Origin of the sequence: Sphingomonas rhamnosi, assembly GCF_036663615.1 — a bacterium.
Lineage (GTDB): Bacteria > Pseudomonadota > Alphaproteobacteria > Sphingomonadales > Sphingomonadaceae > Sphingomonas.
Genome location: NZ_JAXOJJ010000004.1, coordinates 355,162 through 366,797, shown reverse-complemented (window position 1 = coordinate 366,797; position 11,636 = coordinate 355,162). Strand labels below are relative to the sequence as shown.

General features: G+C 65.2%; 16 protein-coding genes. All 16 read right to left on the bottom strand.

Going from position 1 to position 11,636, the window contains the following annotated elements:
* Window positions 1-17 precede the first annotated feature (17 nt).
* A complete protein-coding gene (gene rplQ, locus U1701_RS11480; RefSeq protein ID WP_332782689.1) occupies window positions 18-440 on the bottom strand; it encodes a 50S ribosomal protein L17 in 423 nt (140 codons plus the stop codon).
* A gap of 177 nt (window positions 441-617) precedes the next feature.
* Window positions 618-1,688, bottom strand: coding sequence for a DNA-directed RNA polymerase subunit alpha (locus U1701_RS11475; RefSeq protein WP_147082664.1), 1,071 nt, complete (start codon window positions 1,686-1,688; stop codon window positions 618-620).
* 95 nt (window positions 1,689-1,783) lie between these two features.
* Window positions 1,784-2,173, bottom strand: coding sequence for a 30S ribosomal protein S11 (rpsK, locus tag U1701_RS11470; RefSeq protein WP_031395237.1), 390 nt, complete (start codon window positions 2,171-2,173; stop codon window positions 1,784-1,786).
* Between the two features lie 73 nt (window positions 2,174-2,246).
* On the bottom strand, window positions 2,247-2,615 hold the full coding sequence (gene rpsM, locus U1701_RS11465) for a 30S ribosomal protein S13 (protein WP_332782688.1): 369 nt from the start codon (window positions 2,613-2,615) through the stop codon (window positions 2,247-2,249).
* A gap of 178 nt (window positions 2,616-2,793) precedes the next feature.
* Window positions 2,794-3,024: a hypothetical protein gene (locus tag U1701_RS11460; RefSeq protein ID WP_332782687.1), complete on the bottom strand. Its 231-nt coding sequence runs from the start codon at window positions 3,022-3,024 to the stop codon at window positions 2,794-2,796.
* Window positions 3,025-3,399: 375 nt separating this feature from the next.
* Window positions 3,400-4,746 carry a sensor histidine kinase gene (locus tag U1701_RS11455; RefSeq protein WP_332782686.1) on the bottom strand — a complete coding sequence of 449 codons (1,347 nt, stop codon included), beginning with the start codon at window positions 4,744-4,746 and terminating at the stop codon, window positions 3,400-3,402.
* A complete protein-coding gene (locus U1701_RS11450; RefSeq protein ID WP_332782685.1) occupies window positions 4,743-5,435 on the bottom strand; it encodes a winged helix-turn-helix domain-containing protein in 693 nt (230 codons plus the stop codon). Before U1701_RS11450 ends, U1701_RS11455 begins: the two co-directional genes overlap by 4 nt.
* 316 nt (window positions 5,436-5,751) lie before the next feature.
* On the bottom strand, window positions 5,752-6,402 hold the full coding sequence (locus U1701_RS11445) for an adenylate kinase (protein WP_332782684.1): 651 nt from the start codon (window positions 6,400-6,402) through the stop codon (window positions 5,752-5,754).
* A 49-nt stretch (window positions 6,403-6,451) separates the two neighbouring features.
* The gene (gene secY, locus U1701_RS11440; protein ID WP_332782683.1) at window positions 6,452-7,816 is read right to left on the bottom strand and encodes a preprotein translocase subunit SecY; all 1,365 of its coding nucleotides are present in this window, start codon (window positions 7,814-7,816) and stop codon (window positions 6,452-6,454) included.
* 415 nt (window positions 7,817-8,231) lie between these two features.
* Window positions 8,232-8,774 carry a 50S ribosomal protein L15 gene (rplO, locus tag U1701_RS11435; protein ID WP_332782682.1) on the bottom strand — a complete coding sequence of 181 codons (543 nt, stop codon included), beginning with the start codon at window positions 8,772-8,774 and terminating at the stop codon, window positions 8,232-8,234.
* A gap of 216 nt (window positions 8,775-8,990) precedes the next feature.
* Complete coding sequence (gene rpmD, locus U1701_RS11430) at window positions 8,991-9,167, bottom strand: 50S ribosomal protein L30 (RefSeq protein ID WP_332782681.1); 177 nt, start codon at window positions 9,165-9,167, stop codon at window positions 8,991-8,993.
* A gap of 6 nt (window positions 9,168-9,173) precedes the next feature.
* Window positions 9,174-9,983: a 30S ribosomal protein S5 gene (gene rpsE / locus U1701_RS11425; RefSeq protein ID WP_332782680.1), complete on the bottom strand. Its 810-nt coding sequence runs from the start codon at window positions 9,981-9,983 to the stop codon at window positions 9,174-9,176.
* 3 nt (window positions 9,984-9,986) lie between these two features.
* A complete protein-coding gene (rplR, locus tag U1701_RS11420; RefSeq protein WP_332782679.1) occupies window positions 9,987-10,343 on the bottom strand; it encodes a 50S ribosomal protein L18 in 357 nt (118 codons plus the stop codon).
* Window positions 10,343-10,876, bottom strand: a complete 534-nt coding sequence (gene rplF, locus U1701_RS11415; RefSeq protein ID WP_332782678.1) for a 50S ribosomal protein L6 — start codon at window positions 10,874-10,876, stop codon at window positions 10,343-10,345. Before rplF ends, rplR begins: the two co-directional genes overlap by 1 nt.
* Entirely contained in the window at window positions 10,876-11,271 is a 396-nt protein-coding gene (gene rpsH, locus U1701_RS11410) for a 30S ribosomal protein S8 (RefSeq protein ID WP_147082689.1), read from the bottom strand. The genes rplF and rpsH overlap by 1 nt, the downstream gene beginning before the upstream one ends.
* 9 nt (window positions 11,272-11,280) lie before the next feature.
* A complete protein-coding gene (gene rpsN, locus U1701_RS11405; RefSeq protein ID WP_332782677.1) occupies window positions 11,281-11,586 on the bottom strand; it encodes a 30S ribosomal protein S14 in 306 nt (101 codons plus the stop codon).
* Window positions 11,587-11,636 lie beyond the last annotated feature (50 nt).

The window sequence follows — 11,636 nt, the reverse complement described above, 5'->3', positions numbered from 1 at the left end:
CTCAACGCAAGCGGCGATTATGCCGCTTCGTTGTAATCCTCGTCCGACATTACCGGACCCGAATCCTGGCCCTTGGCCGAGACGTCGCGGTCGACGAACTCGATGATCGCCATCGGCGAGGCGTCCGACAGGCGGATACCGGCCTTGATCACGCGGGTGTAGCCGCCGTTGCGGTCGGCGTAGCGCGGGGCCAGCGTGTCGAACAGCTTGATCAGCTGTGCGTCGTCGAGGAGCTTGGCGTGCGCGAGACGACGGTTGGACAGGCCACCCTTCTTCGCGAGCGTGATCAGCTTCTCGATGTACGGGCGGAGTTCCTTCGCCTTGGCGACGGTGGTGGTGATCTGCTCGTGCTTGATGAGCGCAGCGCTCATGTTGCGGAAGAGAGCAAGACGGTGGGCCGAGGTCCGCTGAAGCTTACGGCCGCCTACGCGATGGCGCATGTGTCATTCCTTACGTTCGTTATGGGGCCGTGCGAGGTACCCCGTAGCTGGTGGGGACGGCAGCCCACCCGGATATCCGTCATCCCAGCGAAGGCTGGGATCTTCGTGGGGAGAGCGTCCGGCCCGAACCGAGAGACCCCAGCCTTCGCTGGGGTGACGGTCGGGGCCGGAAGCTGCTCAGCCCATGATTTCCTGTTCGAGCTTCTTGGCCATCTCTTCGATGTTCTCGGGCGGCCAGCCCGGGATTTCCATCCCGAGGCGGAGACCCATGCTCGAAAGGACTTCCTTGATCTCGTTGAGCGACTTGCGGCCGAAGTTCGGCGTGCGCAGCATCTCGGCTTCGGTCTTGCCGACCAGATCGCCGATATAGATGATGTTGTCGTTCTTGAGGCAGTTCGCCGAACGCACCGACAGCTCCAACTCGTCGACCTTCTTGAGAAGGTAACGGTTGATCTGCTGCGTGTCGCCTGCGGGCTCGGCACCACCGGCTGCGGGTGCAGCCTGGCCGATCGGCGCGGACGAACGGGTGACGCTCGAATCGTCGAAGTGGACGAACAGCGCGAGCTGGTCCTGGAGGATGCGACCGGCATAGCCGACCGCGTCTTCCGGGGTGATCGTGCCGTCGGTCTCGATCGTCAGCGTCAGCTTGTCGTAATCCAGGTCCTGTCCGACGCGGGTCGGGTCGACCTTGTACGAAACCTGACGTACCGGCGAGTAGAGCGCATCGACCGGGATCAGACCGATCGGCGCGTCGGCCGGGCGGTTTGCGGTCGCGGGCACGTAACCCTTACCGATGTCGGCGGTCAGCTCCATGTTGAGCGTCGCACCATCATCGAGATGGCAGATCACGAGATCCTTGTTCATGATCTCGATGTCGCCCGAGACGGCGATGTCGCCGGCCTTGACTTCACCCGGACCCGTTGCCGAGAGCTGGAGGCGCTTGGGCCCCTCGCCCTGCATGCGGATCGCGATCTGCTTCACGTTGAGGACGATGTCGGTCACGTCCTCGCGGACGCCGGCCAGGCTCGAGAACTCATGCAGCACGTTCTCGATCTTGATCGAGGTGACGGCCGCGCCCTGCAGCGACGAGAGCAGCACGCGGCGCAGCGCGTTGCCGAGCGTCAGGCCGAAGCCACGCTCCAAGGGCTCGGCAACGAAGGTCGCCTTGCGCTTGCTGTCGGAGCCGGCCTTCTTTTCCAGGCCGCTGGGCTTCTTGAGTTCCTGCCAGTTCTTTGCGTTGACAGACACTTGCTTCCCCTAATTTGGGGGCCGGCGAACAGGACGTCCACCGGCCGTAGAAATGGTCCGTGCAGCGCGATCAACCGCGCACGGAAAACGTCTGATCAGACGCGACGACGCTTCGAAGGACGAACGCCGTTGTGCGGGATCGACGTCACGTCGCGGATCGACGTGATCTGGAACCCGACCGCCTGAAGCGCGCGCAGTGCCGATTCGCGACCCGAGCCGGGGCCCTTGACCTCGACTTCGATCGTGCGGACGCCGTGCTCGGCGGCCTTCTTGCCAGCATCCTCGGCTGCGACCTGGGCCGCATACGGGGTCGACTTGCGCGAGCCCTTGAAGCCCATTGCGCCGGCCGACGACCACGAGATCGCGTTGCCCTGGGCATCGGTGATCGTGATCATGGTGTTGTTGAAGCTGGCGTTCACATGCGCGACGCCAGAGGTGATGTTCTTGCGCTCGCGCCGCTTAATGCGCTGAGGTTCGCGTGCCATGGGTTCGTTCCTGACCTATATCTTGGGTAACGCCGCGCTGCGATGAGGCGGCGGAAAAGTAAGCGCTGTGCGCTTACTTCTTCTTGCCGGCGATCGGCTTGGCCTTGCCCTTACGGGTGCGCGCATTGGTGTGCGTGCGCTGGCCGCGGACCGGCAGGCCCTTGCGGTGACGAAGACCACGATAGCAGGCGAGATCCATCAGACGCTTGATGTTCATCGACACCTGACGGCGGAGGTCACCCTCGACCGTGTAGTCGGCGTCGATCGCCTCACGGATGTGCAGCACTTCCTGGTCCGTCAGGTCCTGGACGCGCGCGGTGTCGGCGATACCGAGCTTCGCTGTGATTTCCTTGGCCTTGGTGGAACCGATGCCGTGGATATAAGTCAGCGCGATAACGACGCGCTTGTTGGTCGGGATGTTTACACCCGCGATACGTGCCATGAACTTGGTTCTCCTGCTCCACGGGTTTCGGCATGGCTGCACGACCCCCATCTCTTCGCGATGATCCGAAACGCACGATAGCGGCGAACGCAAACGAGCGTCGCCGGAAACCGGGCTTTCGGGAGGAACTCACCTAAGGGCGCGCAAACGCAGTGTCAAGCGGTCGGTTCCGACGGGGTCAAGCCGCAGGTTCCCGACGCGGCGCCTTCCGCCAGCGGTGCATGGCCACGACGAACCAGATCAGCTCGACCGCGCCGAACGGCCAGGCGCCCTGCAGGAAGCCATAGGCCGATCCGAGCAGGCAGCCAAGCGCGAAGCCGAGCTGCCACCAATGCGAGCGTGACTCGAGCATATAGCAGATCAGCATGAAGGTGACGGCGAACAGGCCGAAGGCGGTGAGTGCGTCCATAGCGTCGCTCTTGGCGGGAATGGGTGAGGCGGGCCAGCCCCTCGATTCCTTCCGGGTTGAGGAAGTTCACGGCACGCAGGCCCTCGATTGCGGTTTTTCCGCGAGTTTCCGCCCGCGCGCCGAGGCCCCGAATGTTGCGAATGTTGAGACGATATGCGTGTTTTGCGGGGTCCTCGGTCTCCTGGCTAAAGGCGAATCTGCGCGGCATTTTTCGAGGCTGTCATAAGCGGGGCGTGTAGGACAGGCCCGCTTTTGCCCCCCCCTCCTCGTCATGCCAGCGCAGGCTGGCATCTTACTGGGGCGGGCGGTGCACCTCCCAACCGGGAGACCCCAGCCTTCGCTGGGGTGACGGTTTCGGGGGATTTGGCGGGCAGCTCAAACCGGCAGCACGATCCTTGCGACCAGACCGGGGGCGTTGTCGGCGAGTTCGAACCGCCCCTCATGGAGGCGTGCGACCGCTTCGATCAACGCCATGCCGAGCCCGGCCCCCGGTGTGGATCGGGCACTGTCGAGGCGGCCGAAGCGTTTGAGGGCCTGGGCGCGGTCTGCCTCGGCGATGCCGGGGCCGCGATCCTCGACCTGGACGGCGATGCCGTCGGTGCGATGGCACAGGCGCAAGGTGACTTCGCCGCCCCCTGCCCCGTGGCGCAGCGCGTTGTCGATCAGGTTGGTGATCGACTGGATCATCAATTCGCGATGCAACTTCATGGCGGGCGGTCGGTCGTCGATCGCGACGGTGAAGACGAGACCGGCGTCCTCCGCGACGGGGGCGTAGAGTTCGGCGATCTCTTCGAGCAGGTCGGCGAGCGAGACCTGGACGAAGCGATCGCGCGAGACCGAGCCCGAGCGGCTGATCTCGATCACCATCGTCAGCATGCGCATGACGAGGTCGGTTTCGACGAGCAGCCCGCTGAGCGCGGCTTCGCGGGCTTCCGGGTCGGCGATCAGGACCGCCTGTTCGGTCTTGGTGCGCAGGCGCGCGAGCGGGGAGCGGAGGTCGTGCGCGAGGCTGTCGGTGACGATGCGGAGTTCGGCCATCACGCCTTCGAGCTTGCCGAGCATGACGTTGAGACGCGCGGCGAGGCGGTCGAAGGCGTCGCTGCCGTCGGTGACGACGATGACGCGGCGGGACAGATCACCCTCCCCCGCGGTTTCGATCACGCTGGCGATCGCGTCGAGCCGGCGGCCGACATAGCGGGCGAGGACCAGTCCGCCGAGCACGCCGAGCCCCAGCGACAACAGCACGGCCAGCGCGAGCGCACGTTCGATCGCGCGCTCTTCGGAAGCGATCAGATCGAGGTTGCGACCGGTGAGCAGCCAATCGCGGCCGATCGGATGCAGCGCATAGCCCGATTCGCGCGCCGACCAAGGTTCGTCACGGCCAAGCCGGGCGATGCGGAACTGCGTAGCGCGAAGCGGGACGGCGAGACGCTCCGGGGCGACCCCAGCCACGGTCCGCCCGTTCGCGTCGATCACCGCGAGGACCAGCGAGACGTCGCCCGGTACCACCGTGTTGTCGATCGCCTGACGGAGCGCGGCAAGGCCACCGCTGCGCCACACCGCGCGCAGCGATTCGGACTGTTCGGTGGTCTCAAGATGGATCGCGTCGATCGCGTCCGCGCTGGTGGTCTTCCAGACAAAACCCACCAGCGCGAGGTTGGAAACCAGCGCCAACGCTATCGACAGCAAGGCGATACGCGCCGTGACCGAGAGACGGATCACCCCTCTACGGCGAGTCGGTATCCTGCGCCGCGCACGGTGTGGAGGATGGGGGTGGGAAAGCCGTCCTCGAGCTTGCGGCGCAGGCGGCCGATATGCACGTCGACGACGTTCGAGCCTGGATCGAAGTGATAGTTCCAGATCTTCTCCAGCATCATCGTGCGGGTGACGACCTGGCCGGCGTGACGGGCGAGGAATTCGAGCAGGTTGAATTCGCGTGCGCCGAGCGGGATCGCGCGGCCGCCCCGCGAGACGGCACGCGCGAGCAGGTCGATCTCGAGATCCCCGACCGACAGGCGGGTCTTTTGCGGTTCGCTGGCAGCGCGGTCCGAGCGCCGGACGAGCGCCTCGACACGAGCCGAGAGCTCGGCGAACGAGAAGGGCTTGCACAGATAGTCGTCGGCGCCGGCCTTGAGGCCGTCCACGCGGTCGTCGACCGCCGCAAGCGCGGACAGGATCAAAACCGGCGTGGCGATGCCGGCGGCGCGGATCGCGCTGACCATCGACAGGCCGTCGAGGCCGGGCAACATCCGATCGGCGATGATAAGGTCGAAGATCCCCTCGCTAGCGAGGAACAGGCCGTCGCGGCCGTCGGCACAGGCCTCGATCGCGTGGCCGGCCTCGGACAACCCCTTGGCCAGATAGGCGGAGGTGGAGGCGTCGTCTTCGACGATCAGGATCTTGCGGCTCACGGCGTCATCGCTTTCACATGCCACCATATAGGAAAGGCCGGCGGAGAGAAGCCTCCCCGCCGGCCTCCACGGCACCCCCGGGAGTGACGGGTACCGATCTCTGGAAACTGTCATGCCTGCGTGGCGGGCACGACCTGACCCCTAGAGATCGAGGGCAGTCGGCGCGGTGACCGTGGGGTGACATTTTCGTCATGCGCCTATTCCGTCATCCCAGCGCAGGCCGGGATCTCGCGCGGCTGGCGGCGCGCAGGAGCTGCAAGAGACCCCAGCCTGCGCTGGGGTGACGAGAGGGCATCGGTGCCCCCGAATCCCGACGCTACTTCGTGTTCAGGATTGTCGCGATCGCGGCGCCCACATGCGCGATGTCCGCCATGCCGTCGACGCGGCGGACCAATCCGCGGGCTTCGTAGATCGGCAGGATCGGCGCGGTCTTGGCGCGGTATTCTTCCATGCGGGTGTGCACGGTTTCGGCGTTGTCGTCGGGCCGGCGCTTGAAATCGGTCGACGCGCAGACATCGCACACGCCGGCGACGGCGGGCTTCTTGAACCGGTCGTGGTAACCCGCGCCGCACTTGGCACAGGTGTAGCGACCGACGACCCGGTCGATGAGCGCGGCCTCGTCGACTTCGAGCTCGATGACGTAGTCGAGCGTGCGACCGCGGGCGGTCAGCAGCCCGTCGAGCGCCTCGGCCTGCGCCGCGGTGCGCGGATAGCCGTCGAAGATGACACCGCGGTCGGTGTCGCCCTGGTCGAGCCGCTCGCCGATGATACCGGAGACGATATCGTCCGAGACCAGACCGCCCGACGCCATGACCGATTTGGCCTGCAGCCCGACCGGCGTGCCCGCCGCCACCGCGGCGCGCAGCATGTCGCCGGTCGATAGCTGCACCATGCCGCGCGTCTCGACGAGCGTCGCGGCTTGCGTGCCCTTGCCCGCGCCCGGCGGCCCCAACAGGATGATATTCACGAAACGCACTCCCTCGTCCGTGCGGAGTCCAAATCGACCGGCCTGCGCATCAGCGCAGGCGGCCGCCCTTCAGCTTCGCCTTCTTTATCAGATCGCCATACTGGTGTGCCAGCAGGTGCGACTGGATCTGCGTAACCGTGTCCATCGTTACGTTGACCACGATCAACAGGCTAGTGCCGCCGAGGTAGAACGGGATCGACAGCGCGGTGACGAGGTATTCGGGCAACAGGCAGATGATCGTCAGATAGGCGGCACCGATCACAGTGATGCGCGTCAGCACGTAATCGAAATAATTCTCGGTATTCTTACCCGGGCGGATGCCGGGGATGAACCCGCCATTGCGCTTCAGATTGTCCGCGGTTTCCTCAGGATTGAAGACAACGGCGGTGTAGAAGAACGAGAAGAAGATGATGCCTGCGCCGTAGAGCAGCATGTACACCGGCGAGCCGTGCTGGAGGTACTGGTTGAGGGTGATGATGAAATCGCCCCACTTGCTCTGACCCGCGGCGTATTTGCCGGCGAACTGCGTGATCGTCAGCGGCATCAGCAGCAGCGACGAGGCGAAGATCGGGGGGATGACGCCCGCGGTGTTGATCTTCAGCGGCAGATGGCTGCGATCGGCCTGCATACCGCGCTGCGTCTGGCGCTTGGGATACTGGATCAGGATGCGACGCTGCGCGCGCTCCATGAAGCAGATGAAGAGGATCAGCAGCACGACCGCGACGACGATGCCGATCAGCTTGATCGGATCCAGGCTGCCCGAACGACCGCCTTCGAGCAGGTTGACGAGCGTGGTCGGCAGATGCGCGACGATGCCGGCCATGATGATCAGGCTGACGCCGTTACCGATGCCGCGGCTGGTGATCTGCTCGCCGAGCCACATCAGGAACATCGTGCCGCCGATCAGGCTGACCACCGCGGTCATGCGGAACAGCATGCCGGGTTCGATCACCGCCTGGACACCGGCGTTGGCGCCGAGCGTCTCGAGGCCGACGGCGATGAAATAGCCTTGTACGGCGGTCAGGCCGACGGTGCCGTAGCGGGTGTACTGGTTGAGGCGCTTGCGGCCCGATTCGCCGTCCTTCTTGATCGCGGCGAGCGTGGGGCTCAGCGAGGTCGCGAGCTGCACCACGATCGAGGCGGTGATGTACGGCATCACGCCGAGCGCGATCAGCGACATGCGGCTGAGCGAGCCACCCGAGAAGGTGTTGAAGAAGTCGAGCACGCCGCCCTGGGTCTGCTGACCCAGCACGCCGAGCGCGGTGGGATCGATGCCGGGCAGCGGCACGTAGCTGAGCAGGCGGAAGACGATCAGCGCACCGATCGTGAACCACAGCCGCTTCTTGAGGTCGGTGGCCTTTGCGAATTTCGAAAGGCTGATGCTTTGCGCCATCTGGTCGGCTGCGGATGCCATGCGTCAAGATATCCTGGACGGGTCTCGCGAAAGCGGGCTTTCGCGAGGGGGAAACAAAAACGGCGGGATGCGTTTAACCGCCCCCGCCGCTCATATAGGCGCCCGTGCGGGCTTGTCTAATGCCTGGCGGCAGAAGGTTGGCCTGCCGAACCACATTCCGTTCGTGCCGAGTAGGGGTCGAGCGACGTCGAGAACCCGTATCGAGGTACATGACCCAAGCGAGCCTATCCCTCGATACGCCATCTCGACAAGCTCGATGGCTACTCGGGACGAACGGTGTGGATACGAGCCCGCCACCCTCTTCCGTCACCCCGGACTTGGTCCGGGGCCCACTCGTCCGCGCGCTCAACGGTTCGTTGGAGTACGCGGCGCGGTGGATGCCGGACCAGGTCCGGCATGACGGAGAAGGTGAGGCTTACGCCTTGAACGACGCCTTGTGCGCCTGGCGCTCCTTGTACTTCACGCCCTTCTTGGCAGCAGCCTTGGTGGCGGGATCGATATATTCGATCACGTCGACCTTGCCGCCGGCCTTCTCGACCGCTTCGATCGCGCCCTTGGACGCGCCGTTGACGGTGAAGGTGAGGACCGTGGTCAGCTCGCCCTTGCCGAGCAGGCGGACGCCGTCCTTGCCGCCGCGTGCGAGGCCAGCGGCCTTCAGCGCGTCGTGGTCGAGCGTCGCGTTGGCTTCGATCTTGCCCGCGTCGACCGCGAGCTGGATCGCGCCCAGGTTCACCTCGGCAAAGTCCTTGCGGAAGATGTTGTTGAAGCCGCGCTTCGGCAGACGCATGTGGAGCGGCATCTGGCCGCCTTCGAAGCCGGCGATGCTGACGCCCTCGCGGCTCTTCTGGCCCTTCTGGCCGCGGCCTGCGGTCTTGCCCTTGCCCGAGCCGATGCCGCGTCCGACGCGCATCTTGGACTTACGGGCACCCTGGTTGTCGCGGAGTTCGTTGAGTTTCATGCTTTGCACTCGCTTTCGCTTTTGTCGCGCTGATGGAAAAGAAGAAGGGGGCCGTTAGCCCCCTTCCCCGCATTTGTCACTAGGTAGGAGGCGCTACGACCTCCCAACCCGTCATCCCCGCGCAGGCGGGGATCCATATCCTATACCGTCGCGATTAAACCGAGACCGTAGAGTATATGGGTTCCCGCTTCCGCGGGAATGACGGCGGTCTCGGGCTCAGCCCTCGACCGACACCATGTGCTGAACCTTGCGGATCATGCCGCGGACTTCAGGCGAATCCTGAAGCTCGCTGGTACGATGCATCTTGTTCAGACCGAGACCGATCAGCGTCGCGCGCTGGTCCTTCTCGCGGCGGATCGGCGAACCGATCTGCGTGATCTTGACGGTTGCCATCTGATCTTACTCCGTGATCGCGGCTGCGTCAGCCTCGGCGGTCTTCGACCCACCGTGGCCGAGCAGGTCGGCGATCTTCTTGCCACGACGCTGTGCGACGGCCTTGGGCGAGGTCTGCTCGCCAAGGGCCTCGAACGTGGCGCGGATCATGTTGTAGGGGTTCGACGTGCCGACCGACTTGGTCACCACATCCGCAACGCCCAGCGACTCGAACACGGCGCGCATCGGGCCACCGGCGATGATGCCGGTACCCTGGGGAGCCGAGCGGAGCGTCACGCGACCGGCACCGAAGTGACCATTGCCGTCGTGATGCAGCGTGCGACCGTCTTTCAGGGGAACGCGGACCATCTTCTTCTTGGCAGCAGCCGTCGCCTTCGAGATGGCTTCCGGCACTTCGCGTGCCTTGCCATGACCGAAGCCTGCACGGCCCTTGCCGTCGCCCACGACCACGAGTGCCGCGAAGCCGAAGCGCTTGCCGCCCTTCACCGTCTTGGACACGCGGTTGATGTGGACCAGCTTTTCGATCAGCTCTTCGCCGCCATCGTCCGAACCCGGACGACCGCCACGGTTGCCGCCGGGGCCACCGCGACCGCCGTCACGACCGCCGCGGTTGCCACCGGGGCCACCGCCACGATTGCCACCGGGGCCGCCGCGACCACCGCCGCCGCCACCGGGACGACCACGACCACCGCCGCCGCCACCCTGATAGCCGCCACCGCCCTGGCCGCCCTGTGCACCCTGAGCGCCCGCGTCCTGTGCGGTCGTCTCGGGAGCGATCACTGCGGCCGGGGCCGGCGTGTTGTTTTCGTCAGCCATGTCTTAGAACTCCAATCCGGCTTCGCGCGCGGCGTCGGCAAGAGCCTTCACGCGACCGTGGTAGAGGAAGCCGCCGCGATCGAACACGACCTGGGTCACGCCCGCTGCCTTGGCAGCCTCGGCAACGCGCTTGCCGACCGAAGTCGCCGCGTCGATGTTGGCGCCGGACGTGCCGCGCACGTCCTTTTCGAGCGTCGAGGCCGAAGCGACCGTCGTGCCCAGGGCATCGTCGATCACCTGCGCATAGATGTGCTTGCCCGAGCGATGCACGGACAGCCGAGGACGGCTGCCGGCACGTGCGCGGAGCGCGGTACGGTTGCGGCGGCGCCGCTTGGCGAAAAGAGAAAGTCCCTTGGTCATTACTTCTTCTTCCCTTCCTTGCGGAAGATGAACTCGCCGTCGTACTTGATGCCCTTGCCCTTGTACGGCTCGGGCTTGCGCCACTGACGAATCTCCGCGGCCAGCTGGCCAACCATCTGCTTGTCCGAACCCGAGATCTCGATCGTCGTGTTGTCCGGCGTCTTCACCTCGATGCCCTCGGGCACGTCGATGTTGACGTCGTGGCTGTAGCCGAGCTGCAACTTGAGGTTGCGACCCTGCGCAGCGGCACGATAGCCGACGCCGTTGATCAGGAGCTTCTTCGTGAAGCCATCCGACACACCGGTGATCAGGTTCTGCACGAGCGTACGCTGCATGCCCCAGAACGCGCGAGCGCGCTTGGTGTCGTTGGCCGGCTGCACCGAAATGCCGCCATCCTCGAGCGTGTAGCTGATCTCTTCGCGCAGCGGCATCATGAGGGTGCCCTTGGGGCCCTTCACGGTGAGCTGACGGCCTTCGATCGTGGGCGTGACGCCCGCCGGTACGGTGACCGGCTTCTTACCAATGCGGCTCATCAGAACACCTCTGCGAGGATTTCGCCGCCGACATTCTGCTCGCGTGCTTCGGCATCCGAGAGCACGCCGCGAGGCGTCGAGACGATGGTGATGCCGAGGCCGTTGCGGACGCGGGGAAGTTCCTGCGAGCCGGAATAGACACGGCGGCCGGGCTTCGAGACGCGTGCGACATGCTTGATCGCAGGCTGGCCCTCGAAATACTTCAGCTCGATGCGGATGCCCGCTGCGGGGCCCATCTGCTCGTCGCTATAGCCACGGATATAGCCTTCGCGCTGCAGAACGTCGAGCACGCGGACGCGCAGCTTCGACGCCGGCGAAAGGACGGAGTCCTTCTTCGCGCGCTGGCCATTGCGGATGCGGGTGAGCAGGTCACCCAGGGGATCGGTCACTGCCATGTTCTATCCTTACCAGCTCGACTTCGTGACGCCGGGGATCAGGCCCTTGTTGGCCAGATCGCGCAGCATGATCCGCGAAAGCCGGAACTTGCGGTAATAGGAACGCGAACGCCCAGTCAGCTCGCACCGGTTACGGATGCGGGTGGGGTTCGCGTTGCGCGGCAGAGCCGACATCTTGAGGCGGGCCATCAGGCGCTCGCCGTCATCGAGGGTCGTGTCCTTGGCCATCGCCTTCAGCGCCGCGAACTTCGGAGCATACTGCTTGACCAACGCCTTGCGACGCTCGTTCTTGTTGACTGAACTCAGTTTCGCCATCGACTTAAGTTCTTTCTTTCCTAGTGCCCCCGCCCCGGCCGAAGCCGGTG

Coding starts and splice junctions, on each gene's coding strand:
- rpsE (WP_332782680.1), bottom strand. CDS start 9,983: ATGGCTGACGAAAACAACACGCCGGCCCCGGCCGCAGTGATCGCTCCC.
- rplF (WP_332782678.1), bottom strand. CDS start 10,876: ATGAGCCGCATTGGTAAGAAGCCGGTCACCGTACCGGCGGGCGTCACG.
- rpmD (WP_332782681.1), bottom strand. CDS start 9,167: ATGGCAACCGTCAAGATCACGCAGATCGGTTCGCCGATCCGCCGCGAG.
- rpsH (WP_147082689.1), bottom strand. CDS start 11,271: ATGGCAGTGACCGATCCCCTGGGTGACCTGCTCACCCGCATCCGCAAT.
- rplO (WP_332782682.1), bottom strand. CDS start 8,774: ATGAAACTCAACGAACTCCGCGACAACCAGGGTGCCCGTAAGTCCAAG.
- U1701_RS11460 (WP_332782687.1), bottom strand. CDS start 3,024: ATGGACGCACTCACCGCCTTCGGCCTGTTCGCCGTCACCTTCATGCTG.
- rpsK (WP_031395237.1), bottom strand. CDS start 2,173: ATGGCACGCGAACCTCAGCGCATTAAGCGGCGCGAGCGCAAGAACATC.
- secY (WP_332782683.1), bottom strand. CDS start 7,816: ATGGCATCCGCAGCCGACCAGATGGCGCAAAGCATCAGCCTTTCGAAA.
- rpsM (WP_332782688.1), bottom strand. CDS start 2,615: ATGGCACGTATCGCGGGTGTAAACATCCCGACCAACAAGCGCGTCGTT.
- rpsN (WP_332782677.1), bottom strand. CDS start 11,586: ATGGCGAAACTGAGTTCAGTCAACAAGAACGAGCGTCGCAAGGCGTTG.
- rplR (WP_332782679.1), bottom strand. CDS start 10,343: ATGACCAAGGGACTTTCTCTTTTCGCCAAGCGGCGCCGCCGCAACCGT.
- rplQ (WP_332782689.1), bottom strand. CDS start 440: ATGCGCCATCGCGTAGGCGGCCGTAAGCTTCAGCGGACCTCGGCCCAC.